The sequence below is a fragment of the Candidatus Kryptoniota bacterium genome, assembly GCA_036567965.1.
Lineage (GTDB): Bacteria > Bacteroidota > Ignavibacteria > Kryptoniales > JAKASW01 > JAKASW01.
In genome coordinates, this window is sequence record DATCTN010000027.1 from 94,011 (window position 1) to 119,669 (window position 25,659).

Here is a 25,659-nt window from a genome sequence, read left to right on the forward strand (position 1 = left end):
TCAATATCGGAATTCAGAATTTTATGAACGTGGGGGAAGTTTTGACCATTGACTTTTGATAATTGACTCATCTCATGCACCGACACGTCTCTAAAATTTATCCCTTCGATCTTGGCTTCAGGCTCCCTGCAGAGTGGGAACCTCATGAGGCAACGTGGCTGGGATGGCCGCATAACAAAAGCGACTGGCCTGGAAAATTTGCACCGATACCATGGGTGTATGCGGAGATTGTGCGGCGGATTTCAGTCGGCGAGAAAGCGAGAATCGTTGTCGAGTCGAAGGAGCATGAGAAGCAGGCGGTCGCTGTTCTGAAATCTGCGAATGTCGATGCAGATAACCTCGAGTTCTTTGTCTGCAAGACCGACAGGGGATGGACGCGCGACTCGGGGCCGCAGTTTGTCAGAAGCTCGCACGAGCTGGCGCAGGTAAACCTCGGCTTCAACGGCTGGGCAAAGTATTCCAACTACAAAAAGGACCGGCGGCTTCCCGAATTTATCGCGAAGAAAACGAGACTGCGGTCGTTCACGCCTGAGCACAATGCAAGTCGCGTCATCCTTGAAGGCGGATCCATTGACTACAACGGCAAAGGAACACTGATTACAACGGAGGAATGTCTTCTCGATGGAAAAGTCCAGGTGAGGAATCCTGGATTCACCAGGATGGATTACATAAAAGTTTTTGAAAAATATCTTGGAGCGACAGATGTTCTCTGGCTCGGGAAGGGCATAGCCGGCGACGACACCCACGGCCATGTTGACGATCTGTGCAGGTTCGTGAACGCACGAACGCTTCTTCTTATGCAGGAATCCAATCCTAAGGACGAGAACTACAGGACGCTTCAAGAAAACCGGGAGCGCCTCCAGGGGTTTAAGCTCGAGGACGGATCGAAAGCCGACGTTGCATATCTTCCTATGCCGGAACCGGTAGTTTTCAAAAAGCAGCGACTCCCCGCCAGCTACGCCAACTTCTATTTCTGTAATTCGGCGGTGCTCGTTCCGACATTCGACGATCCAAACGACAAGAGAGCGATCGGGATTATTTCTGAAATTGTAACTGACCGTCCTGTCATAGGGATCCACGCGCTCGATCTCGTTTGGGGATTGGGGACTCTTCATTGTCTCACTCATGAGCAGCCGGGTACGTAACAAGATCGTCTGCACTTGTCCGATGACGATTGAGCCGGCTTAGCCATCAGGGCTGTGCGTGAATCTTGAACCCGGTTGATTCTTTTGGGTTGCGAGACTAGCTTTTCACTAAGGCATGCTGGAAAAAATGAGTCGTAACATTCACCCTGAGTTGATTGCGCCTTGCGGAATGAACTGCGCAATTTGCGGTGCGTATCTCGCATGGCTGAACAAAACACCCAAGAAAAAGGGGATTATTTACTGCGAGGGTTGCCGACCGAGAAACAGGCAATGTGCTCTCATCAAGAAGAAATGCAGAAACAGCCGCAGGATGATCAAAGGCAAGATAGAATTCTGCTACGATTGCGACTTTTTTCCTTGCGAAAAACTTGTGCATCTCGACACCCGGTATCGTAAGAATTACTCAATGAGCATGATAGAAAATTTAAATGAAATAAGAGACGAAGGCCTGGTGGAGTTCATTGAGAATCAATATGAGAAGTATCGGTGCTCTAAGTGTGAAGGATTGAAATCCGTCCATAACGGCAAGTGCTATCATTGCGACAAAATAAAAAGTTGGAAAGATTAGCGGCCGGCGAATTCTACCGATGAATCACGGGCGGATTTTCAGTGCGCGGGGAATAATTTGATCTAGGGCTCCTGACTTCTCGAAACTCTTCTTTCTCCTAGTCGTAGTAGATTTTGTATGTGGTTTTCTGGAGGCCCTTCGTGCTGACCTCCGCTTCGGGCACTCGCGATTTGTGAAAAGGAAAAATGATGTCGAAAACTGTCCTTGCGGCGTTTTTCGTGCTTCTACCGGGCTTAACCGACGTTTCTTCTCAAACCGGAACAATTACAGGGAAAATTGCTGACTCGAAGACAGGCGAGCCGCTTATGATTATGAACTCGCGAAAGTTCGGACGGTACGCAACAGAACGTGTACCAGTTCACCATCCTACCGGTTATCGGAATCGAAGCCGAATTCTGATGAAGTTTGAGTTTGAGGAGATTTCATCTTGAGAATGCAATCTGTCTTGAGAAATCTGCTGGTTATGGGAAGGGTGTTCATTTCAAATCCCGCCATGATTCGCGTGAGACCGTCCATCACCAAATTCATGTGCGATTACATGAACAAGTTTCGCGTCAGGACAGTAGGGAAGAATCTGATTCTGCATTCACATCTTCCGCCGTTGAACAGCGCCGCGTATTCCCGGTTTGTCCGCTCGCATCTAATCGAAAAGACGACCGGACCGTCTCACGCGCAAATTGCCATTACAAATTCATGTCCTCAAAATTGCGACTACTGTTATAACAAAGACAGAAGCGGCAGGGTGATGGATAAGAGCACTATCCGCCGTGTTGCGCGAGAGCTCAAGGATATGGGCGTGGTATGGATAGGTCTGACCGGAGGTGAGCCGCTTCTGAATCCGCATATAGTTGAGATCGTTAATGACATCGCGGGCGACTGCGCAGTAAAATTATTCACAACCGGCTGCGGCCTGACCGACGGATTGGCGGAGAGACTGCGTGACGCGGGCCTGTTCTCAGTGTCGGTAAGTCTCGATCACTGGAGTGAGGAAGTTCACGACGCGAGAAGAAGATATCCGGGTGCGTTCAAGCAGGCTATAAAAGCCATAGAGACATTCAGAAACCTGGGGGACATGGATGTGGGCGTGTCTGCGGTACTTTCTCCCGAGATGATCAATACGGACGGCGCATTGGAATTCATCAGGTTCCTCGAGACACTTAATATTCACGAGGCATGGCTGAGCGAAGCCAAACCGACAACCGAAACTTTCTGGCGCGAAGACATGGTAATAAATGACGAAGACCGGCTGCGACTCGTGGCGATGCAGGATGAATACAACAAGTCGGGAGGGATGACGATCAACTATCTCGGCCACTTTGAAGGGAGAGAATGCTTCGGCTGTAATGCCGGGCATAAAATGGTTTATGTCGACGCGTTCGGAGAAGTGAGCCCGTGCGTATTCACACCGATGAGTTTCGGGAACATCCATCAGGAAAGCGTTCGTGACATTTTCAGAAGGATGAAATCTTACTTCCCATCCGATAATTCGTGTTTCATAAACAGGAACTATAAACTCCTTGCGAAATATTCCGATGGGAGCAAAATCCTGTCCGCGGAAAAGAGCTCGAAGCTGATGAATGAGGTCGTCTTCGAAAATTATTCGGCGTTCTTCAAGTTGTATTACGGCGGCCGCACACGAAAGGAGAGCATGAACAAAAGGGTGTCTCGACGCCTGGAGGGAATCGGGGGATGAAGTTATACAAACTATTCGGCATCATTTTGGCGATCGTCTTCGCCATTGTCGGACTACTATTTGCCTTCGTCCCTGACGGCGTCATCTCCATTTTCAATTTCTTCTCGCCTCCCCTCGGCTTACCTCAGGCCCCTCTCGTGGATCATAATTTCTTTCTGATCCTGTGTGTGGGCTATATGTATCTGGTCAGCGTCGTTGCGTTCATGATGTTTCGACAACCGGCCAATTCAACGCTCCCGCTCCTTCTCGCGCACGCGAAGTCAGCGTCCTCGGTGATATCGATTTTGTTTTTCATATTACACGCTCACTATCTAATCTATATTGTCAATTTCGTAATCGATGGTTCGATTGGAATGATTGCCGTGATTCTGTACCTCAAGTTGAGAGGTAAGTCGAATTGAAATTGAAACTGAAGATCGCCGGCTTCTATCTCCCACGATTTGTCAAGAAAAGGCGGCTGAGGGAGCTGACCGAAGTTACAGCAGAAGCATTTGACACCCAGCCTCCCGAAATGAACGGCTTGAGTCTCGGAGAAAGTCTTTCGAGATATGCCATTTTCACGAGGGATTGTGCTCAAGCTGCCCTCCGAAATGGAAAAGGTGTCGAAGCAAAGCTCCGGCTATTTAATAATGCGCACCGGCTGGGCGAGGACTTGAGGAGCGAATTTCATGTCAAAACAATGAAGGACGTCATGGAGTTAAGCAGGATCGTATATATGATCCTCGGTATCGATTTTGACGGAGGCCAGGATGGACGTGTGTTGGTTCGCAGCTGTTTCTTCAGTTCATTTTATTCCCCTGCAGTTTGCGGTATAATCTCATCTCTGGACGACGGGCTCCTGGCAGGACTTTCAGGCGGCGGAAGACTCGAATTCTCGAGGAGGATCACCGACGGTTGCGAGAGGTGTGAAGCATGTTTGTCGAAAGAGGTTGAGCAGGTATGAAACGCGCGGTCGTCATCGGCAGCGGCGCTGGCGGAGCGACAGCGGCGAAAGAACTTCAGGGAAAATTCGATGTGACGGTTCTCGAAGAGGGAAAGCCATTTGTTCCGATGTCCGTTAACCTCCAGTCGATTTACAAACTGAAGAAAAGCGGCCTGATGCTGGATGAAAGAATGGCGGGACTGATTTTTCCACCGATGAGAATACGGAAGACCGCGGAGGACATGGTCCTCGTAAACGGAAGGGGCCTTGGAGGCACCACGACGATATGCACCGGCAACGCGCTCAGAGAGGACGAAGCACTGAAGGCGATCGGGATAAACCTGGATGAGGAGTTCGACGAGCTGGCAAATGAGGTTCCGATTTCGACCGATCATCAGAAACGATGGCACCCCAACACGAGAAAGGTTTATGACATCTGCGAGAAAATGGGACTTCAGCCGGAACCGACACCCAAGATGGCTTTTCGGGAAAAGTGTGCGGCATGTGGGAGATGTATATTCGGATGTCTTCGAGGAGCGAAATGGGACAGCAGATATTTTCTGGATGATGCTCTCGCGAGAGGCGCGCGGCTCGTGTCGAACTGCAAAGTCGAAAGACTGGTGGTTCGAAATGGACAGGCGTCGGGAGTTGAGGCGAGCAACGGGTGGCACCGGAGATTCATACCCGCCGACCTGGTCGTCGTCGCCGCCGGCGGATTGGGCACCCCGGGAATATTGAGGAATTCCGGATTGGAATGCGTGGACAGGCTCTTCGTCGATCCGGTCCTTTGTGTCGCGGCAAGATGGGACGACTCGCGCCAGGATACGGAGATACCTATGCCGTTCGTCGTTCAACGCGAGAATTTTATAATATCACCTTACTTCGATTTCCTGAGTTACTTCTTCAACGGAAGATGGAAATACCCGGCGAAGAATATTTACAGTATCATGATAAAAATAGCCGACACGAATTGTGGCGGGGTTCAGGGCAGGAGAGTCGACAAAACCCTTTCGGCTGAAGACTGGCGGGTTCTTGATGAAGGCACGGAGCTTTGCACGGAAATCTTGCATCGCGTTGGGATAAATGACGATGAGATTTTTCTCGGAACACTGAACGCGGGACACCCGGGGGGAATGCTTCCTCTGACCGAAAATGAATCGCGGAGTTTCCATCACGGAGCTCTTCCGGGGAATGTTTATGTTTGCGATTCAAGTTTGTTTCCAGAGTCGCTCGGCAATCCGCCTATCCTTACTATCATGGCGATGGCAAAAAGGATCGGGAAGATTTGCAGGGCTTTGGCGTGAGCTGCTGGCCTCAGCAAATCGCTCCAATCCATCCAACTGAGATTTGACTCACCTCCACGTTCTCTCGATTGACACTAACCTCGAGACAGCTTAAGTTTCTCTGGGTCGTGCTTTGGGCTGAAGGTATTTTCCGAAAATAGATCGAGCGAGAATGCGATCATCGTCAAATGAGGAAGGATTGCTGGTGCGAATAATCTACTCTCTGATTCCATTCATAATGTTCAATTGGTCCTGTGCAAATAGTCCGGTTACTCCTCCTATCAAGGACGGGGAATGGATGTATTTGGGTTTCGCGGGGAGGCCGATCATGAATATAAGGACTTCTTCGAGCTATGTATATGTGTGTGCTTCTAACGATGGGCTGTATCGGCAGCTTAAGAGCTCGCTCACAGACAATTGGGAGTATGTGGGTCTGAGAGATTCCAGTTTGAATACCGAAGGTGTGTTTGACGTCCTTGTACACAATGAAAACGAAATACTTGCAGCGATTGTCAACCTCAAGACTAACTTGCCGGGTATTGTGAGATCGACAAACTTGGGGAGGACTTGGATGAAGTCTGACAGTGGGTTTGGATTCAGCATGCCGTACGTGATCCCAGCCGACAGCGGCAAGTACAGCAGTTGCGAAACCCTCTTTGGGCTGAGTGATCAGCCCGAGACTGTGTTCGCGGCAGGCACTGAAGATGATGGAATATACAGATCGACCAACTTTGGCTTGGTCTGGCAAGTCATGTCACTTCCAACTCTAAACGACTACGCACATATGATTTGTTATGCGCAGGACCCTCTCGATCTCAATGTAATCTACGCCGGAGGAAATAGCAGCGCGAGTGGCGCCTCCGTGATTGTGCCCGCCATGTTGCTCAAATCTACAGATCGAGGATCACCTCTTTGGATACCCATGCTTGACATTTCGCACGTTTACTATGACAATGCAGTCTACACGATCGCATTGACGGCACAACCCGAGCGTATCTATCTTGGAATGCGCGGCTTCGTGCTTAGCAGTAACGATGCAGGTACTACATGGAACAAGTTGGCATATTCTGAGGATGTCGACAATCTGCTAACTGTGGTAGCTGACCCCGTTCATGGTACCCATCTCCTATACTCATCTGTGAACACCTTTTACGAATCTTTGGACACAGGTAGGACATGGACTAAACTAACTCACCCTGGATCTGGCATGGTAGAAATCGTCACCTGGGACAAACAGACCGATAACCTTTATGTCTCCGTGAAGAATAAGGGCGGCGTATTTGTGCTCCCGAAAGCTTCATCTGTTCCTCTGCAAAAGTTGGAAAAAGAATTTCAGTCCAAACGAAAGTGATCCGAGACTCATCAGTGAAATGCCAATCCCGACAAAAGTTGTGTTGCCGCGAACCGAGTTGATTTTCCGAACCGCGCGGATTAGCTTTTTCAAGAGGCGTGTTTTTGCGTTGAACGTTTAAGATCGATGAGAGAGACGGGACATTATCTGTTTCTTGTACTCTCGTCGTTCCCTAGAATTCTAAGTCGGAGGCAATAGCTTCATGGTCGCGAGTCGCAGCAATGCCGGCAATCAGGCGTTATCGAAAAACGGCGGAGATATCGAGTCTTATATCAGGTTCTCCGAGAAAGCCCATAGAATTTATCTGGCGAACTTCCGGAAGAATCGAAAAGTCTTAGGGTCGGGGCACAACTGGGTCTTCCATCTCCTCCTCGCGAATTCAATGAATCTCAGCTCTGCAATCAGTACTCTCGCCGCTCTGGGCAAACCAAACGAAGCAATGATCCTTCTGAGAACACGGCTCGAGCAGCTAATCATCTGTTCATACCTGATTCATGAAGATGAAGAAGCCGGGTTGAAGAGGTTCGTTGCATTCCTTCCCAAAGTGGATCCCGGTTTTGGACGGACGCTTAAGAAGATCGACATGATCAGAGAAGGAATCGAACTTCTTTTCCCCGAGATGGGAACCCGTCTTCCGAAATTGTTGGAGAAGATGGACGCGACCGCCGAAAAATCTTTCGGGTTCGGCAGCAACGGCTTTATCAGGAAGTGGTCCGAGATGAACACGGGAGAGATTGTAGCGCGCCGTGATAAGCTGGCAGATAAGAACGACCTCATCAGCTCGTACCGGTTGAGCTACTACTACGACACGATATACAAGTTCGGAAGCGTTCTCGTTCACGCCGATGTCGCATCGATCTCTCCGGCGTTTGTGGTGCTCGGTAATGAAGGGACCGTCAGGCCGCATGAGATCTATACAATGAGCGCAACATTGATCAATGCCCATCTCGACATCATCCAGTGTCATGAAGTGTCGAAAAAACTGGATTTGCTTAACGAGAAAAAGTTTTTCGGACTCTATGAAAAATACATAGGACAAATCAAATCTGATTTCGGAATTCGAGACAAAGAACTATTGACAATTTGACAGGTGGTTCTGCTGCCTCCATGGTGGTATGATATGAGAAACTATTTTCTGACTTCTCCTTCCAGCGATAGACTGGTTGCCGTAACGGTGACTGTAATGACGATACTCTTCACCACGCTCGTCCCACACGCAATGTGTCAGGATTCAAAGAGACCGGTGGAATGCGCGGGTGACTCAGATTTCAAGAACTTACTGATCGGCCTCGAGAAGCACTCATGGCAAATGGAGAAGGAGAAGAACGGAGACTACTTCGACAGCGCGATGACGGACGATTTCATTGCGGTAGAGGCCGATGGCAGGACATACACTAAGGCGGAGGTTGTGCCGCTGATACCGCAGGGTGAGTCATTCGATTATGAATTGACCGAGTTCAAGATAATTATGATTAGTGAGGCTGCAGCGATCGTATCGTACAACGCAAGTGTGGTATTCGAATCGGACTCAACGAAAGGGAAGGCGATTTTTCTGGCGAGCTCTGTGTGGACAAAGGTAAGAAATAAATGGCTTCTAAAATTTCATCAGAAGACGGCAATAAGTTCGTAGTGTTACATCATTAACAAGGAGTCGATATGAATAAAAAGACGGCCGGATGGTCATTTCTCGGAGTGTGCCTTGTATTGGCCGCACTCTTGATGACAAAGGTAATTTCCATTCCCATAAGTGGGGCGATATTCGCGATAGCGCTCGTGGTTTTCGGATTAATGTCGGGAGGATTGAAGCGGGAAGACAGCCACAACAAAACGTCGTAGTTGATTTCGGCGGATGTGGGCAGAAGAATTTTCAAGGAGAAGAAACTCATTCCCAGAGTCACCGGGGCGGCTCTGATAATCGCGGCTGGGTTTTTGATCCTCCGAAATGTTTCGTGACAGGTATCGATAAGAGACAATCCTGATTCAGGATCTAATTCGAGCTCGCATTACTCATTCAGATCGAGATCTCCCTCTTTTCTGTAAAATCATCACACTGCATTCAAGGCTTTTCGGTTAACCGGATGGTTCTTGTCTTGACATTTGCTAATCTACCTAGCGGAATAATTGATTACGACAGTGCTTCAATTCGAACTCCGTGAACTGATTAGGCACCAACGATCCTTTTGGGAAGATGATCTCAACAAGTTCTCCCAGGATAACTTCTCGCACCAGTAAGACGAATCCTCCAAGAGGCCTTCGGAAAAAATGGGGATTAGTCCCGATCCCGGCCCGCGGGATCGAGGATGCCGCATCGTAAATAAAACCATAATGTAGAAGCGGCAGAAATTTCCGGAGTGGGTTTAAGTCCCGCCATGCGGGATGCCGCATCATTATTGACGCCTATAATGACGAAGCGACAAAACAAATACTGTCCGACGGCGCCGTAAGGCGCCTAGTTTATCCCGCTCATTAATATTAATTGCAGATAATGCGGGATGCCGCAAGGTGGCATTTGTTTCTTCAGAGCGGAAATTTCCAGCTCAACGAGTTGAGTTGTCAACTGTTTTTTCCGACAGCTACACTTCACGAAACGTTTCGTGTAGTGAACGATTGATTTTTCTCCGCCGGAGGACGGATCCGCCTTCGGCGGACTTTGGCACTTTCCGGCGCCTGTCCCGATTTTGATCGGGATATCAAGACAAAGGAAAGTACATAAGAGCCATTAAGACTCATCAACTCGTAGTTGTTCACTTTCTTTTGCTCACCCAAAAGAAAGTGAACGGAAAGAAAAGGGTGCCCCGCAAAAACGGCAACGACTGCGTCGATACCGCTTTTGCAGGGGATTATACAGATTCGTGGTTGATCAAAGTTTGAAGTGAAGTATTATGCCACCTGTTTATATAGTTGTTACGATTGCGTGTGCAATGGGTCTGACGCACTGCGCGAATATTTGCAATCGACGAGGAAACAAGAGCAGCCGGGAACAATTCCCAACTTGGTCGAGCGGCCTATTATTACAAGATGAAACACCACGTTCTTTACAGGGCTTCCATTAAACCTGCATGCGTTCTTGTGTGTCGATTTGGTATGTGAATTTTGCATATTTTATCTAAATGAAATATCGTCTCTTCAGATACCTGTCTGCGCTCGTTCTCCTTTTGTCAACATCGTGTCGTACAGAGGCTCAGGACAAGTCGCACGCTAATAGTCCGGCCTTTCGGGATTATAATCCGCCTGGTGCGGACGAGCTGATTCGTCCGTCCGATGTCGAGTATCAACTTTGGGAAGACTTCATGCTCGTCAGGAAGGCGAACGCGGGAGATCCGGCGGCGCAGCATGAGCTTGGTCTTCGGTATCTTCTCGGAAAGGGGTTTTCGGCGGACACCGCGCGCGCAGCTTACTGGATAAAAAAAGCTGCAGACCAGAATATGCCGGTAGCCGAATACAACTACAGTGTCTTTCTCAACAACGGATGGGGAGTAAGTTGGGACCCGTTCGAAGCGTTTCGCCGATGCGAAGCCGCCGCGAAGAGCGATATGCCTGAAGCCGAGTTCGCACTCGGTCTGTTCTACGCGGACAATCTTGTCGTCGCTCGCAACTGGCAGGAAGCGTACCGCTGGGTCAAGGCTGCCGCAGATGCGAAGTTCGACCCGGCTCGAAAGGTACTTCCTGAAATTGCGCGCCGTGTAAATTCCTCCGACACATTGCAGTCTGTTTCATCATCGCACGATTCATCGTCTGCCGGAGCTGTCCAGGCATTTGAACCGGTGTACCTCGACTTCGGGCAGGACTCGACCGCTCACGTCGACGATCTGACACTTCTGAACGAAGCATTCCGCGAGGGGAGCGGACAGCTGCGCAAAGCACTTGGAGCCTCGGAGATTTTTGAAAAGGGAGGATCGGACACGACTGCATTGAGCCTGATCGTGCGAGCGGCAAACGCGGGAAGCCCGGAAGCGCTCACCGTACTCGGAAGATGTTTCGAAGAAGGGGTGGGCGTCCCCCGCGACAGAATACTTGCAGCGGAGCAATACATGCGAGCATCCAGAATGGATTCGCGCCGTGCGCCTGTCCTCCTCTGGAATCTCTTCAGAGAAAAAGGATTCCCGGAAGAGGTTTCATCGCGTTCACTGAAGGGCGACGACGACGCAGCGTTCGTCTGGGCAGGGCTGACAGAGCTTGGCCTCGACCGGCGCCTCCTTGACGACCAGGCGTTCCACCTTCTCGTTGTGGGTGGAGAGCACAATAATATCCCGTCACTTATCGAGCTTGGCCGCTGCTACTACACTGGTCAGTGGACCGCACGGAATCCGCAGCTTGGTGCTTCCGCGTGGCGACGGGCGGTTCTTGATGGAAGCAGGGACGCCGAAATCAGACTTGCTGCAGCGGCAGTACTCGAAGACAGCAGTAAGGCATCGCTCACCGATACCATTCAGACGCTCTTCGCAGGATCGGATGAGGGATCGTTAATCGGTCAACTGGCGCTCGCATATTGCTTCGAAAAGGGAATCGGGATCGGCCAGGATATCGGTAGAGCGGTGAGGCTGTACCGTGACTGCACTCAGCGGGGAAGCCAGGCAGCTTATGACGCGCTCAAGCGAATATACGACAGCATGAGACCGACGGATAAAGTGTATGACGTTGAGTAGAACCTCAGCCGGCAGGAGTCCGACATTAGCGAGCTCCGTAAATCAAATAAAAACTTTATCCTGCCTCGACTGTGTCGTGTCTTGTCCGAATGCGGTTCCTTATCCAGCTGATCAGAAAAAGAATCGCAATGAGATACAGCGAACCTGATATCAGAATGTAAGTTCCGATCACGAACATTCCCCGGGTCTTCAAAATATAGACTGTCGCAAGAAGCGCAAAGATCACCGTCCCCACCCATTCCCATCTCCATGCGAGTGCCAGCACAACAAGGATTGTAATTGCCGGAACCAGGTGTACCACGAAAGCAACAATGGTCAACCAGAATCCGTTTTGTTCCTGAAACACGTCCAGCGCGAACAGGCTCAGAAGAAATGCGAACATGAGAGTAAGCATCCGCGGAGCCCAAAAGAAGAAGCCATCCTTCTTACGTGCACCCGTCTTGGATTCACCTGAATTTAGAAGATCTTTTTCTGCCCCCTGGCTCATACTCTTTCGTGTTTAATCTAACACGAACGGCGCTCATATGCCTGCCACTCTTGAGGGGATCGAAAGCGAAGTTGGCAATCCGTAATTACCGACGAGTGTTTCACAATAAGAGGTCTGCGAAATCCGCGATCTGAATCAGCGGTTCAGAACGCCACTGACAGATTCACTCCCGCAGGATAGATGCTCGGTGATAATTGAAATGAAGCTGAGCTCGGGCGTGACACTGCGCCAGTATAAGCACTCCTGAAATAACTGCCGACGGTAGAACCAATAGTGTAAGACATTAGTGCGCCTGCGACGGCATCGGAGAACCAGTGCATCCCGCCTCTGTTATTTGCGGTTACCGCCGCCATTGTATAAGCGACCACACTGTACCCCGCGATCTTCAGCCATGTTTTGTCGGGATAGTAATTTGTGAGCGCCGATACTACCGCCATGCTGGCTACGGTGTGCCCTGAAGGCCAGCCCCAGTAAATTCCTCCGCGAAAAAATCCGAACCTGAATGTCTCACTCAGGTCTTCCATGTTAGAATTCTGTTTCCAATTTGGACCCGGTCTCCCCGTCACAGCCTTCAGGATCGAGTTGTAAGTGACTGCTATGAGGCTCGCCTGGATGACCGCGAAGGAGGCGCCCAGTACTTCATTGTCGCTTTGTAATTCGGCATATGCGAGCAATCCGCCGCCGACAATAAACGGAAGGTCCTGTCCCGTGATGCCTACTCCGTGCGCCCAGCCGGTATACTGGGGATGAGTGTTGAAGTAATGCTCGAGTTTGTAATCGAGATCTGTTGGAACAATTAGCGCTGTTCCTGCCACTGCACCGAGATGATAATACAAATTGTCGCCGCCGAAACTATTCAGAATATTGTTGCCCAAGCCGCCAAAGAGAGTCAGGTTGGGATGGCTCTGAGAAAGAGAATCGTCGGTGCTGGACACGCCTTCATTAAACCGGACGACTTCGGGCGCGACGACTCCCTGTTTGAGTGGTTGGAGAACTGACAGTTGTCCGCGGTTGACGGGATCTTCGCTGATTCCCTGTGCCATGCAGCCTGTTGCGAGAAGAAGAGATATAGGAATAGAGTACTTCGCGGAATGAAGATACTTTTGTTTCATGACCAACTCCATCTAAGCCAATTGTCATAAACAAAACCGACCTCTTTTAGTTCCTGAGTGTGATTCTCCGACTTCTCGTGTCACCTGTTGACCATGGGCTCGAAGTTTGGTAGTGACTCGGTTTGAGTTTTGATTGGACATCTTCACAAATGGCCTTCGGAAAAAATGGCGATTAGGAAATTTCCTTAAGTGTCCCAACCGAGCCTGAGCAAACAAATTGCCGACGCCGTCAGGCGGAGGCTTGATTTGTTTCCAACTTAAGCGGAAATTTCCAGCCATTTTTTCCGAAGGCTACACTCCACGAAGCGTTTCGCGTAGTGAACGCTTGATTTTTCTCCGCCGAAGGGCGGATCAGCCTACGGCCGACTTTGGTACCTTCCGGCGCCTGTCCCGATTTTGATCGGGATATCAAGACAAAGGAAAGTACATAAACAATCATTGTGTCTAGTACACTGTTCCTTGTCCACTTTCTTTTGCTCGTCCAAAAGAAAGTGGACAGAAAGAAAAGGACGCCCCGCGAAAATGGTCCCGACTGCCGTCGGGAACGTCCCGCCCTCTGTTGTGCGCGATTTTTTGAACAGCTCTGTTAATTCTCTGTTGAACAAAAAATCGCCATAACCATTCTGTCGAGACATGAATAAACTGTTCATCTTCAGCGGGACTCTCCCGAAGGGATCCCTTTCCCAAAGGGACTCCTTCGGAGCGGGACATTTTCGCAAGGGGGAGAACAGTTGCTTATTGAAATTGAGTCACCACCCGAATTTTAATCTTCGCCATCGGGGTTTTATATTAAAGACGCCCATGAAACGATTGGTACTTCTAATTCTGGTTTTCGTATCGCATAGAATTGCCTTCGCAGTGGTTCAATATCACGGCGCCTTCCCTGGTGTAGAAAAACTCATCGAAAGAATTATTCCGCAGCAGGCGGGCGAAATCCGAATCGATTCGATCTCATCACAATCAGGAAAAGAGATGTTCGAGGTCGGCTCGGAGCAAGGGGAGGTAGTCATACGCGGTTCGTCGCCCTCCGCAGCCGCGTTTGCGCTGAATTATTACCTGAAGTATGTGTGTCATTGCTCCATTTCCAGGATGGGAATGAATCTGAAATTGCCCGCCAAACTTCCACTGCCGGCAAAGGATATAAGGGAAGAGACGCCTTTCGAGTACAGATACTTCTTCAACTACTGCACATTTAATTACAGCATGTCATGGTACAGATGGAAAGACTGGGAGAAAGAACTCGACTGGATGGCGCTGAACGGGGTCAACCTTGCGCTCGCGGTGACGGGCACGGAGAAGGTCTGGCAGAATGTGTTGAAGCAGTACGGTTTCAGCCAAAAGGAGATTCTGGAATTCATCCCCGGTCCGGCATACACAGCATGGTGGCTGATGGGAAACCTCGAGAAGTGGCGCGGTCCGGTTTCTCAGAAATATATAGATGAAAGGTCGGGTCTTCAGAAGCGAATACTCGAACGGATGAAAGAGCTCGGCATTAGCCCCGTGTACCAGGGATTTTACGGAATGGTGCCCACACTTCTGAAACAGAAATTCCCGAACCACCATATCGTCGACCAGGGTCTTTGGGGGAATTTTCAGAGACCTGATATCCTGGATCCGTCAGATTCTTTGTTCGCGCCGATGGCCCGGACTTATTATAGGGAGCTCACTCGCCTGTACGGCAAATCGGATTTCTACGGAGGCGATCCATTCCATGAAGGTGGAAAGACAGACGACATCGATGTGGAGAAAGCGGCGAGTCTCATTCAGGGTGAAATGCTCAAGGAAAATCAGTCCGCGGTGTGGGTCCTACAGGGATGGCAGCAGAATCCCAAAGAGGAGCTGCTCGCGGGAATCGACAGGAGTCACGCACTCGTATTGGATCTCAATGCCGAGAGTGAGGCAACATGGGAAACCAGAAATGCGTATGAAGGAACTCCATGGCTGTGGTGCAACATACTCTACTACGGCGACAATACGTTTATGTACGGGAAACTCGATTCTGCCGCCGGCGCGCCAACTCGCGCATTGAAAACGCCCGAGGGAAAATATCTGAAGGGTATCGGATTTTTGATGGAGGGCTTCGACAACGACCCTGTCAACTACGATCTGTTTTTCGAAGCGGCGTGGGATGTCGGGAAGATTAACGTCCCCGAATGGATAAAAGGATTCACGTACTATCGTTACGGAAAGATTGTTCCGGCAGCCGAAGAGGCCTGGGAAATTCTGTATAAAACTATTTACTCTGAACCCGCACCGACAGATCCGATAGTGTGCGCGCGGCCCGCGAGCAATGCGGACCGGGTCGTGACCTGGTCGAGTTCAAAAATCTGGATCGACAATTCACTTCTGGAAAAGGCTGCACAGGACCTTCTGGACTGCTCAAATCAATTGAGAGGAGTCGATTCGTACCAGTATGACCTCGTGAGCGTGACGAGACAATACATCTCGAACCTGGCGCACGGCTATTACGCGAAATGCATGAAGGCTTACGAATCGAAAGATGTTGCGAACTTCACGAAATATTCGAAAATGTTTCTCGATGTTATTTCCGATCTTGACACGCTTCTCGGTACGAGAAAGGAATACCTTCTTGGATCATGGATCGAAAGCGCCAGGGAACTGGGCAGAAATGTGGGCGAGGAAGATCTGTTTGAGCTCAACGCGCGAACACTAATTACTGTGTGGGGAGACAGTGCCGCCGCGCAAACTCTTCACGATTACTCGTTCCGCGAATGGTCGGGGATGCTTCGCGGATTTTACGGTCCGCGGTGGAAGTTGTTCTTCGAAAGCTTACAGTCGGGTCTCGAGGGGCAGCCGGTCCACCCGATCAATTACTACTCCTGGGAAGACAAATGGTGTCACGGAACGGAAAAGTATGATTCCAAACCAGCGGGAGATCCGGTGGAAGTCTCGGCGAGGATGCTCGCGAAGTATCCGATCACGGAGAGGTAGCCACCATGATCAGTAAATAGGATTCACGCGTCATAGATTTAAAAGAAACGCCGTCCCGAGCTGCAGGGGACGGCGTTCTGATTATTGAAGCGACATCAAATATTGTAAAGATCTTCTCTCGATCCGCGAATGGATCGGACCGATCTCACAGGGTATATCGGATACCTACATCAGCAGTGAAGCCGTAGAAGTTTTCGTACTGGATGTAGCCCTTGGATACCTGATTCCCCTGGTCGGGTCTGGCGGTGAGGTTGTTCAGGTTCACATAGACCTGCAGCCCCGGCATGAATGAATCCTGCTGCAGCTGGTAACGGACCGAAGCGTCGAGCCGGAAATAATCCTGGTTCATATTATCGTTCTGAACCACACCTCCAATATAGGTCAGCACTGATCCATAGTACTCGAAGGACACACGTGCCGAGAAGCCTCCCAGATCGTATCCCAGCGAGCCGTTGAAAATGTCCGAAGGTTGCTGTACAAGCCGGTCGGATCGACTCGAATCGGGAAGGATGATTACAGTCTTTCCTACGGACTTCGACGATATGATCGGATAGAATGTGTTTGACCAGATATGTGAGTAGTTGGTGCTCAACACAATTCCGCTAAATGGAAAAGGTAGATACCAGAATCGGTGCTCAAGATCGACTTCCACTCCTCTCAAGAATGCGGGATAAGGATTATTTATCCAGTCATTTATATTACCTGAACCTGTGGCGCCGATGCCCAGGGCCCTAAGGGTGTACCCGCCCACAGTGGATGTCAGAGAATCGAAGTGAGACGGTGGATGTGCAAGTAAAGGATAGTATCTCTGATATGCAAAACCGTCTATCTCTTTGTAGAAGCCGTCGACGGTGAAGAGGCCGACGACATTGCTGTACAGTGAAAGTATCAGGTCATGGTTATACGCCCTTGCCGATTTTAAGAATGGATTCCCGAGGTACGCATAATTACCCGGGCTGTTTATTTGCACCTTTGGAACAAGCGCGTTGAAATCCGGACGCGCGAGGGTTTGCGTATAGGCATATCGTATATCGGCCCAATCTGTGACCTTGTAGCGCGCCTGTACCATAGGGAGCCAGTAATGGTTGGATGTTTTCGCATTTATCGTATCCTGATTGTAGGCCGGTTGCATGACACTTTGCTGTTTGACCGCGTACGCCGTGATGTTGTTGGCGTCGTTCTCAAATCGTGCGCCACCCACAATCATGAAGTGCTGTCCCCCATTAACCTGTGCCATTCCGTATCCAGCCGAGAGGATTTCGATATAGCTGTAATCGTTCCAGTACAAACCCTCAGCTCCGTTGATGGGTATGAGCGCGTTTTGAACTGTAAGATCAGAATTGGTCTTGTCGTTAAAGAATGCCATGCTCACCTGATTTGGATAACCCAGCGTCGGCGCCCAGTTAAGATCGCCCACACGCTGGTTCGGAAGGAAATTTTGCCAGAGAGTGGGGTCCGGATTTGTGAAATTGAGTGCCCAGACGTTCCCTCCGCTCGCCCCTCCAAGGAACGCCTTTTTCAAATTTGGAAAGAGACGGAATATGTCGTTAATGATTGCCTGATCTCCGCCATAGTAAGTTCCTACACTGTATTCGGTCTCATCATAATGGCGGTCCGTGTATGAGTATTTTCCTCCGAACTTCAGGAATCCACTCAAGTCTTCGCTCGGAGCAAAAGGTATCTTGAGGTCCAACTTACCAGCCTGACTGACGTTCTTGAACATATAAACATTCGTTCCGATTTGACTCAGAGCTATGTTTGAGTCGTTCGGTACTGCATAGGTGACCAGTGTCTGTGGAGACATGCCGGCGCCGACCACCGAGTTTAACGATGGCACCCATCCGTTTGTCTGGAGAAACTGGATCTGCGGCGAAGAAGGGGTGTTGTTCAGGACATAGTTGTTTGACACACCATACTCCACCTGCATGAATCCTAAATCATTTTTCCCTTCTAATGAGTTTGTCATTATGTCGTTGTTGCTGACTCCGCCCGTGATATTGTATAATTGCTGGCCGGCTCCGTTCCATGGAGGATCATAAGTCGTGGTAAAGTCGGTCGTCCTTGGCTGCAGTCTTGAAAAAGAGTTTGTAAGTTGGATGCTCCCGTTCGGAATCCTGTAGTCGAGCATAAGACTGCCGCCGTATCGATTTCTGAATTCAATATGTCTGTTTAGTGCTATCGTTTCCACAAAGACCACGTTTTGAGCGCCGATCACGTTGTAAGTGGCGTTTATATTGTCGGCGCTCCTGTCGACTTCCTCGGCCGTCAGTAATAGGTAAGCGCCGAGCTGATCGTCAAAGAACCTGTCGCTTACGGATGCGACGGCCTTATAGTTCCCGTAGAAGTTTCTGAATTTGTTATAACCCGATTGCCAGAGGAGGTCCGTGTGGAACCCGTGCGGGGCGTCGTTCAAGAGGATATTTACGAAGCCGCCGATCGCGTCTGCATCCATGTCGGGAGTAAGCTCTTTGTATACTTCGATCGACTTAATCATGTTCGGCGATATCTGATTGAGGTCGACGCTCCGTGTGGAGTTGTCCGTTGCGCCCTGGGTCACGCCGTTTATCGCCACCAGGTTATATTCCGGTGCCAGACCTCTTATGACGATTCTGTCCGCTTCGCCTCCGCTTCGAGTCACGGAAATTCCCGGGAGCCGGCCCAGTGCCTCGGCGGCGTTGAAATCCGGGAGCTCCTGAATTTTCTTTGCCGAGACAACGTTTACTATGTTAGACGAGGAGAGTTGTTGGTTTACAGCTTGTACCTGTCCCTGCGCCTGGGCCGTCACAAGGACCGGTTTGCCCTGAATCGCGACTGCGTTCAGATAGTAGTCTTGACTAACCTCTCCATTTTGTTCAAGAGTCACAGTCGCGTTGACCGAGTCGTAGCCGATGCAACGTATCACAATCACAGAGTTTCCTGCAGGCACGTTGCGAACTATGAAGTAGCCGTTCAGATCGGTAGCCGCACCGATGCTGGTATTCTTCACCACGATTGTTGCGCCGATCAAAGGATCCTTTGTGGCGCGGTCGAAAACCCTGCCTTTCAGTGTGCCTGAGCCACTTGCCCGCGCGGAACTCATTGAGAAGAGCATCAGCAACACTGGGACCAAGAATGACCTAACTAGAGACGTAGAACTCATGTGAGACATGATTTACTCCTTCTCGTCAGTTAGAATGAATTATTCGCTCACCTCCCGATGCGGATGAAAAACCACACACCTTCACTTCGGTCAAAAGTTAAAGGAAATGAATTCCTTAGTCAAGCTGACCGGCAAAAGGTGTACAAGCCGGATGTATCGACTCACCGGCTGACATGTCTCATTCTCTATTTGAAAATCAAAGAAATTGTTTACATAACATGAATACACATGAGCTCCGGATCTTCTTCGGAGAATAGATGCCGAAACATTCCCGAACAGAAGCAGTTCGGACAGGGTTCGGCAGGACGATGTTTGGTTTGAATTTGGTAATGCCTCATTCTTCTCCCCCTTGTAGGGGGAGAATTAAAGAGGGAGTTTGACTTCGTGCCCATCTGATGTACTCAATGCTCCGATGAGATTATGGCGGCTCACAATCTGAAATTGAACTCCTTCACGAATCAAGTTCGACATAACGATGCCGGCCCTGGATCTGACAATGCCTACTTCTTCTCCCCCTTGTAGGGGGATAATTAAAGAGGGAGTTTAGCAGGGCATTTAACTCTCACACTCAACGCCTTACTCCGATTCGTACGTCGTCGGGTCAGGTACGCCGGCGAGCACGAAGGCTTCCTTTCGTTCAACGCATGCCCCGCACTTTCCGCAGTGTTTGGGTCTTCCATTGTAACAGGAGTAAGTTGATCCGAATGGGACTTGAAGATCGGTTCCGAGAGTTACGATATCCCCTTTCGACATCCCGATAAAAGGATCTTTTATTTCCACTCCGGCGTAAGTGCCCAGTCTTCCAGCTTCCGACATCGCGTTTAAGAACTCAGGCCGACAATCCGGGTAGATTGCATGATCGCCGGAGTGTGCGGCATAGAGAACAGTCGTGGCGCCTATCGACTCAGCATACCCGACGGCTATCGACAACATTATCCCGTTGCGGAACGGGACCACGGTTCTTCTCATTGAATTGTCTTCATAATGTCCTTCGGGAATTGTTCCACCGCTTGCAAGAAGGTCTGAGTTGAACAGCTCATTTATAAATGGAAGGTGTATGATTTTGTGCGCGACACCAAATTTCGCGGTGATGCTTTCTGCGGCTTTAATTTCCTGTCGGGCGTGCTTGGAGCCGTAGTGGAAAGTGAGGGCGTTCACTTCATACCTGCGCAGTGCCCAGCACAGAAGTGTTGTCGAATCAAGACCGCCAGAAAATGATACGACCACTCTTTCCACGTTTCCCGGAGTTTCATTGGCTTTCATCAAGTTTGTCCGATTCTGGTCTTAAAACGTTTCCCGTGCATTTGTCCGGCTTGAAGATAAGTGTGTCACGGCAAATTAGGGAAGCGAAGGAAGATAGACAACAAGGGAATGGAGAGCACAAAGTGATCCTGGCTTTCTGTTTATGGTTTGTATTGGGGGAGGGAATAACCATTAGTGTGGTTATCTAAATTTGAGAACATGGAGAGAGCGCTTTCGGATGCCGAGCATGAGGGCGCCATAACATAATCAAGTGCGGGACCGTGGGAAAACGCGGGAGTCGATATCTTCTGGCGCCGTAGGTGCACTACCCGAATTACATCCGGGTTGATTCTTCTCGCCCAACATCCAATATTTCCTGCATGTCAGTGGGCAAACTGCGGCGGTTGATCTTTGCGACAATTCTTTTTGGCGTATCAAGCTGTAACCTATTCATGGGTCCGCACAATGGAGGAGGAGCAGACACGACGAGCCACAACTGGACTTTCACTATCGATACCCTGGGAGATGGAGCGAGCGATTTGTACGACGTTGCGATCGTGAGCACAAATCCGCCGGTGGCTTATGCGGTGGGAGAGATTAACGTTCTCGATTCGGTAGGAAACTGGGAGAACCCCTTCTATAATCTGGCAGGATGGGACGGAGGAAATTGGAGTCTCCAAAGGGTTCCATACTATTACCAGGGGCAACCCTATTATCATCCCATTCAATCGGTTTTCTCTTTTGGACCAAGAGAAATATGGCTCTGCGGGAACGGTGTAATCTATTGGGATGGGAGCACTTTTGCTCCGGTTCCAGTTCCAACTGCAGTGTGGGGTCAGTACCAAATGAATAAAATCTGGGGGACAGGCAGTTCCAACATTTACGTGGTCGGCAATGGCGGCTCGGCTGCGATGTACACTTCCGGATCATGGCAAAAGGTCATCAGTAATATCACTCTTGACATTCGTGACATCTGGGGCTCACCTGATGGAAGCCAGATACTTGCTGTTGCGTCGAACGATGAAGGATCTAAGTTTCTCAGTATCCAGGGAACAACTGTAACAACCGTTTCTGACAGTGGCCTGGGGAGCAGTCTTTACGGAGTCTGGTTTGTACCAAACCAGAAATATTACGCGGTGGGTGCAGGGATCTCTTGGAAGCACCGACTCACAGATCGTGTCTGGAACACATATGCACCGGGAGTTGTAACGAGCTACGTTTCTGAAAGCGTGGCAGGGAATGACACGAGCGACGTATTTGTGGTTGGGGACTCATTCGAGATGGTGCATTACAACGGAAGAAGCTGGCACAATTACAAGGATATGATTCCACTTTCTTATGGCGTACTTGGGAAAGTAGCTATCAAAGGAAATCTGATGATCGCAGTAGGATTCACGGGAATTGGACAGAAAGCTATAGCAGTCATAGGCAGGCGACAAAACTGATTGTGGATTCATCGCCGCTGTTTGTACCTAAGCGTGCTTGGTCGACTTGGGCAAAGGACTTACCCCGCTGCTCCGCTTGCCATTCACAACCATTCCAGTCAAATAAGTTGATAGAAAAATCAGAGCAAATGGGATCCACGTGCCTAACATACTCGAAAACATGTTGAGACTTCGATTGATCGCTAACCCTACGACAAAGAAGTCAACAAGAATTATAAATGATGTGAAAGCAATTGCGGTTCTAAATGGCGAAAGATGATTGTACTTCTTGAAATAGTTGAGCGATACCACAAAGAAGATTACAGGTGCTAGTACGGCATGGATGTAAAGGGTGTTCCGCAGTGTCGTGAGTACAACGCCAAGTTCGATAGTCTCAGCACAGAGCGCCCAACCGACAAAGGCGTGAATCAGAGGGATCCGGAAGCTCCTGTAGGATCCCGCATGAACCTTAATTTGAATTCCCAACTCAAATCCCTTCATGGAACATTACACGATGCATGAAAGAAATGCAAGCATCTGACTTCAAAACCCGCATCAACCAAGTCACCCATGCCAAATCGTTGCATCTACATTGATAGTACAATCCAGGATGACATGGGGAATTGTGATTTCTTTTCTGATGTACAAAAGGAACTCTAATTGCGGTCGAGTTGCAATTTCCCTGAGCATTTCCTAACCTTAGGAAATCAGAGAGCTGGGTATGGCTAAGAAACTGTTTAAACTTGTTGCTGAAATAAGCACTGGTAGTCCCAAGAAGATCGAAGTCATTCTGACCGAACTGATCGGAATTGATGGGATCGTTCGGAATGACAATGGCTTCAAGGTTACCAGGACTATGGAAGGCGAGAGCGCAAGGCAATTAAATCGTGAATTGCTGTCGGCACTGAGGCGAGTGGAAAAGAAAACGACTTTGAGAGCTGAATGGACCCACGGCAAATCGACTGAACGATTCTTTGATTATGTGCCAAAGGGAATCAGGCAAGCCTAAGGATATCTTCAAGTCCAACCATTTCTCAATTCATGCGGTGCTCATTGGGAAGTCGTCGATGCGAGACAGGACTTTTTCCGGCGGAAGCGTTTACTGCGCCGGTTTCAACGTGCAACCATGATTCGTTGCAGACAATAAGATTTGCATGTTTGTCAAATGTTCCATGAAGGCCTGTAAGGTGCCTGAACATTACGATACACTGCCAATTAACACATAGCGGAACCAATTTTAAAAGTGAAGCGTGAGGAACATGTCATGGAAAAAGAAGCAGATTCGGTCATCAAGTCAAAATCAGATGGTGGAGGCTTCAAGAACACTTTAATTGTTTTGTCGCCTTTGTTGGTATGTATTCTAAGCTTCTTCACTGCTCACATATTCAAATCTGTCTGGGATGTTTGGGCATGGGTACCAATAGTCATCATTTATTGGATAATAATCTCCTTCTTTATTCTATGGGGAGGTGGAAGAGCGTCGATCAGGAGGTGGTTGCAACCCTCGAGGAGCCATTGGGGTTGGGCAGTGTTTGCAGTTGCATTAGCTCTTCCGTCCTTAAGAATGATCCTCACACAAAGTTATCTTCTTAAGGGTGTTCTTATCTGGCTTCCTTGGCTGTTGTTAGGTTTGACAAATCCGTTCCTGGAGGAAGGATATTGGCGGGGACTTATTCTAGATATTACAAGTAAATGGCCGACATGGGTAGCCATAATTTATTCAAGTTTATTCTTCATGTTGAATCATCTTGTCGGTTTGGGAACCACTTCAATCGCTTGCCGTAATCCGATATTCCTGACCACCGTGTTTCTCTCGGGCGTTTGTTTCGGCATAATTTATTTCAAGACGAGAAGTCTGCGGTGGCTTATCTTTTCGCATGCTTTAACAGATCTTTTCAGCTTGAGTGTGCCGGTCTTCTTGAATCTTTATGTTCCGCCTGGTTAAACCGTTCAAGAGCCGTCGAAGGGAATATATATCGGCGGGCGTTGAGCTGTTTGTCAACCACTCGGAATACGGAAGTCGTGCCACTAACTTCAGATCGGTGCCTATTATGGGGGCAGGTTAATTTGCCTTCAAACTTTCATAGATTGTTATTTGTCGGGCTGTCCCGATTACCTAACGCAGAAAAAGTCGGAGAAAATAATGGATGAGAAGACTCTGAAAGAATTGGGGCCGATAGGTCGATTGGCTGGAGTTTGGGAAGGTGTCATCGGAGAAGACACGGCCCCATCTGATGACCGGAAGACGGAAAAGAATAAATACCGCGAGAAAATGGTTTTGGAGCCAACCGGATTAACGCAGAATCATGAACAGAATCTTTATGGTCTACGATACCACACTCAAGCCTGGCGGCTAAGCGAGTCCGATCCCTTCCACGACGAAGTTGGATATTGGCTTTGGGACGCCGCGGCCAATGAGGTTATGAAATGTGTCCTGATTCCCAGAGGTGTTTCGTTAATTGCCGGAGGCAAGGTGGAGCCCGACGCTAAGCACTTCAAATTAACCGCTCAGGAACGGTCGTCCATCTTCGGGGTCTGTTCCACTCCATTCCTCGATAAGGAGTTCAAAACAGTTTCCTTCGAGCTGGAAATGACTTTCGATGACGACAGAAGTTTCAGTTACCATGAGGTGACTAGGATCCGGATCAAGGGCCAGAAGGAACTATTCGAGCATAGTGATCGGAACAAGCTGGTACGAGTCTAGTCCGGCTGACCGCGGTTACCATTTCTCAGAATCAATTGGGGACAATGACATTGCCGTGTGGAAATCGCTCTCTACTCCACGCAGTGTTTTACGTTCGGGAATTTCCTATCGGGAATCTTCATGACGAGTGTCAGGCGATCCGAATTACCATTCCGATCGGGGAGCAAAGCCAGTCTAAGACTTAGCGCTTCAGATCAGAGATCTCAGCTCATCTCGGTCAAAATATTTCATTTGCATCTCTCAGCGAGAAGATGGTTCATCGAGATATGAGCGACTCATCTGGACGCGCGAGATCATCAAGGTTGCATTGTCGGACAACGCCGGGCAGGCCAGTCCGAAGACGTTTTATTTACAATTGACAATGATAATCGCTGGTGGGGAATTCATATCCTTCGGAGAAATAATATGAACCTTCTCCCACTCGCGCAGGTGCTGCTTTGCTTCACCAAGCTGCCACGTGTCACTAACGGTCACAGAGGTATGACGCATTTCCACGCGCTGTTTTCCTCCGCTAGCGCCATCACTGCGCAGCCACTCATATTCAACTGTGACCGGCGTGTGGTTCACCGTAATTGTACAGTGGAAGTCGAACGTTTTGGGGCAGTGCCCGTTGAATAAGCTAGGCTTAACTCCAATTTTCAACTTTGTAATTTTTCCGGGTTGACTCTTTGGCGGAACATTCTTTGTCTGTTTAGGTTTTAACTGCTTGGTCTTGGCCGGTTGAGGCTTGAGTTGCACTGTTTTGGTTTGCTTTGGCTGCACTCTCTTTTCGGGAACGTTCTCTTGGGCGAATAAGACTTGTGATGAGAATGCAAGGACAATTGCCGTAAACAACGCAAACCGCAAAGGAAGGACATGATATGAATGCATTAGAGGTTCTCCTCGAATTTGTTGTGAGGAATTGGATTATCCATCGACAGGGTCCGATGGCACAATGGGGAAATGAATATTCTCATCCCGACAAATGTTTCCTCATGTGTACCACCAAAGT

At 49.3% G+C, this 25,659-nt stretch carries 21 protein-coding genes; 15 read left to right on the forward strand and 6 right to left on the reverse strand.

The genetic code is table 11. The features are described from left to right. The first annotated feature begins 74 nt into the window (after positions 1-74). The 10 genes from VIS48_12795 (at position 75) to VIS48_12840 (ending at position 11,608) form a co-directional block, all read left to right on the forward strand. Entirely contained in the window at positions 75-1,145 is a 1,071-nt protein-coding gene (locus VIS48_12795; protein ID HEY9167027.1) for an agmatine deiminase family protein, read from the forward strand. Between the two features lie 1,001 nt (positions 1,146-2,146). Continuing rightward, positions 2,147-3,406, forward strand: coding sequence for a radical SAM protein (locus VIS48_12800; protein HEY9167028.1), 1,260 nt, complete (start codon positions 2,147-2,149; stop codon positions 3,404-3,406). After that, entirely contained in the window at positions 3,403-3,807 is a 405-nt protein-coding gene (locus VIS48_12805) for a hypothetical protein (protein ID HEY9167029.1), read from the forward strand. Before VIS48_12800 ends, VIS48_12805 begins: the two co-directional genes overlap by 4 nt. Further along, positions 3,804-4,349, forward strand: coding sequence for a hypothetical protein (locus VIS48_12810; protein HEY9167030.1), 546 nt, complete (start codon positions 3,804-3,806; stop codon positions 4,347-4,349). The genes VIS48_12805 and VIS48_12810 overlap by 4 nt, the downstream gene beginning before the upstream one ends. Beyond that, positions 4,346-5,632: a GMC family oxidoreductase N-terminal domain-containing protein gene (locus VIS48_12815; GenBank protein HEY9167031.1), complete on the forward strand. Its 1,287-nt coding sequence runs from the start codon at positions 4,346-4,348 to the stop codon at positions 5,630-5,632. The genes VIS48_12810 and VIS48_12815 overlap by 4 nt, the downstream gene beginning before the upstream one ends. A gap of 307 nt (positions 5,633-5,939) precedes the next feature. Then, on the forward strand, positions 5,940-6,962 hold the full coding sequence (locus tag VIS48_12820; protein HEY9167032.1) for a hypothetical protein: 1,023 nt from the start codon (positions 5,940-5,942) through the stop codon (positions 6,960-6,962). Positions 6,963-7,164: 202 nt separating this feature from the next. Then, positions 7,165-8,049, forward strand: coding sequence for a DUF5677 domain-containing protein (locus VIS48_12825; protein ID HEY9167033.1), 885 nt, complete (start codon positions 7,165-7,167; stop codon positions 8,047-8,049). A 33-nt stretch (positions 8,050-8,082) separates the two neighbouring features. Continuing rightward, positions 8,083-8,592, forward strand: coding sequence for a nuclear transport factor 2 family protein (locus VIS48_12830; protein ID HEY9167034.1), 510 nt, complete (start codon positions 8,083-8,085; stop codon positions 8,590-8,592). A gap of 26 nt (positions 8,593-8,618) precedes the next feature. Continuing rightward, positions 8,619-8,798, forward strand: coding sequence for a hypothetical protein (locus VIS48_12835; GenBank protein HEY9167035.1), 180 nt, complete (start codon positions 8,619-8,621; stop codon positions 8,796-8,798). A 1,274-nt stretch (positions 8,799-10,072) separates the two neighbouring features. After that, entirely contained in the window at positions 10,073-11,608 is a 1,536-nt protein-coding gene (locus tag VIS48_12840) for a hypothetical protein (protein HEY9167036.1), read from the forward strand. A 55-nt stretch (positions 11,609-11,663) separates the two neighbouring features. On the opposite strand, the gene VIS48_12845 is transcribed toward VIS48_12840, so the two are convergent. Together VIS48_12845 and VIS48_12850 are read right to left on the reverse strand one after the other, a co-directional pair. Beyond that, positions 11,664-11,990 (reverse strand): hypothetical protein, encoded by a 327-nt coding sequence (locus VIS48_12845; GenBank protein ID HEY9167037.1) that lies wholly within the window; start codon positions 11,988-11,990, stop codon positions 11,664-11,666. A 248-nt stretch (positions 11,991-12,238) separates the two neighbouring features. After that, a complete protein-coding gene (locus VIS48_12850; protein ID HEY9167038.1) occupies positions 12,239-13,207 on the reverse strand; it encodes a phosphatase PAP2 family protein in 969 nt (322 codons plus the stop codon). Positions 13,208-14,008: 801 nt separating this feature from the next. On the opposite strand from VIS48_12850, the gene VIS48_12855 reads away from it, so the two are divergent. Further along, positions 14,009-16,159, forward strand: coding sequence for an alpha-N-acetylglucosaminidase (locus VIS48_12855; protein ID HEY9167039.1), 2,151 nt, complete (start codon positions 14,009-14,011; stop codon positions 16,157-16,159). A gap of 145 nt (positions 16,160-16,304) precedes the next feature. Here VIS48_12855 and VIS48_12860 read toward each other — a convergent pair whose 3' ends face one another. Both VIS48_12860 and queC read right to left on the reverse strand, forming a co-directional pair. Then, on the reverse strand, positions 16,305-19,238 hold the full coding sequence (locus VIS48_12860; GenBank protein HEY9167040.1) for a TonB-dependent receptor: 2,934 nt from the start codon (positions 19,236-19,238) through the stop codon (positions 16,305-16,307). 636 nt (positions 19,239-19,874) lie between these two features. Beyond that, positions 19,875-20,561, reverse strand: coding sequence for a 7-cyano-7-deazaguanine synthase QueC (gene queC / locus VIS48_12865; protein ID HEY9167041.1), 687 nt, complete (start codon positions 20,559-20,561; stop codon positions 19,875-19,877). A 431-nt stretch (positions 20,562-20,992) separates the two neighbouring features. Here queC and VIS48_12870 point away from each other — a divergent pair, with 431 nt between their 5' ends. Continuing rightward, the gene (locus VIS48_12870; GenBank protein HEY9167042.1) at positions 20,993-21,985 is read left to right on the forward strand and encodes a hypothetical protein; all 993 of its coding nucleotides are present in this window, start codon (positions 20,993-20,995) and stop codon (positions 21,983-21,985) included. Between the two features lie 27 nt (positions 21,986-22,012). Here VIS48_12870 and VIS48_12875 read toward each other — a convergent pair whose 3' ends face one another. After that, the gene (locus VIS48_12875; GenBank protein ID HEY9167043.1) at positions 22,013-22,450 is read right to left on the reverse strand and encodes a hypothetical protein; all 438 of its coding nucleotides are present in this window, start codon (positions 22,448-22,450) and stop codon (positions 22,013-22,015) included. Positions 22,451-22,685: 235 nt separating this feature from the next. Between VIS48_12875 and VIS48_12880 the strand changes: the two genes are divergently transcribed. The 3 genes from VIS48_12880 (at position 22,686) to VIS48_12890 (ending at position 24,668) form a co-directional block, all read left to right on the forward strand. Then, positions 22,686-22,973: a hypothetical protein gene (locus VIS48_12880; protein ID HEY9167044.1), complete on the forward strand. Its 288-nt coding sequence runs from the start codon at positions 22,686-22,688 to the stop codon at positions 22,971-22,973. Positions 22,974-23,228: 255 nt separating this feature from the next. Next, a complete protein-coding gene (locus tag VIS48_12885; GenBank protein HEY9167045.1) occupies positions 23,229-23,909 on the forward strand; it encodes a CPBP family intramembrane glutamic endopeptidase in 681 nt (226 codons plus the stop codon). Between the two features lie 198 nt (positions 23,910-24,107). Continuing rightward, on the forward strand, positions 24,108-24,668 hold the full coding sequence (locus VIS48_12890) for a heme-binding beta-barrel domain-containing protein (GenBank protein HEY9167046.1): 561 nt from the start codon (positions 24,108-24,110) through the stop codon (positions 24,666-24,668). Between the two features lie 345 nt (positions 24,669-25,013). Here VIS48_12890 and VIS48_12895 read toward each other — a convergent pair whose 3' ends face one another. Continuing rightward, positions 25,014-25,538, reverse strand: coding sequence for a hypothetical protein (locus VIS48_12895; protein HEY9167047.1), 525 nt, complete (start codon positions 25,536-25,538; stop codon positions 25,014-25,016). Positions 25,539-25,659 lie beyond the last annotated feature (121 nt).